This window comes from Clostridium tepidiprofundi DSM 19306 (assembly GCF_001594005.1).
GTDB lineage: Bacteria > Bacillota > Clostridia > Clostridiales > Clostridiaceae > Clostridium_AC > Clostridium_AC tepidiprofundi.
Genome location: NZ_LTBA01000153.1, coordinates 1 through 630 on the forward strand (window position 1 = coordinate 1; position 630 = coordinate 630).

The window sequence follows — 630 nt, forward strand, 5'->3', positions numbered from 1 at the left end:
ATACCCTCACATGATACATTTGGAAGAGTATTTTCAAATATAAACCCTAAGGAGTTCCACAAGGCATTTATAGATTGGGTCAATGGTATACGTGAGTTTATAGACAAAGATATTGTAGCATTAGATGGAAAAACATTAAGAAGAACACACGATAAAATAAATGAAAAGAAACCAATTCATGTAGTTAGTGCCTGGTCAAACCTAAATTCTTTAACACTAGGACAAATTAAAGTTGATGAAAAATCAAATGAGATAACAGCAATTCCAGAGCTACTTAAATTACTTGAGTTGAAAAATTGTATAATTACGATTGATGCCATGGGTACGCAAAAAATATAGCAAAAACAATAGTAAAACAGGAAGCTGATTATGTTTTAGCACTTAAGAAGAATCATGAAAATTTACATAATGATGTAGAGCTTTATTTTCAAGAAACTGTTTTAAAAGAAGATAAAAATAAGCTAAAAAATGAAAATAAGTATCATATTACTTATGATAAAGGACATGGAAGAATAGAAAAACGTGAATGTTATATAGAAAACAATATTGAATGGTTAAATGAAAAGGATAAGTGGAAAAACTTAAGCAGTATAGCTATGATTAAATCCGAAAGAACAATTGATGAAAAAA

General features: G+C 28.3%; 1 pseudogene. It reads left to right on the forward strand.

Features of this window, described 5'->3' with window-relative positions:
- Positions 1–39: 39 nt before the first annotated feature.
- Positions 40–630, forward strand: a pseudogene (locus CLTEP_RS15645) (ISAs1 family transposase); the annotation flags it as partial.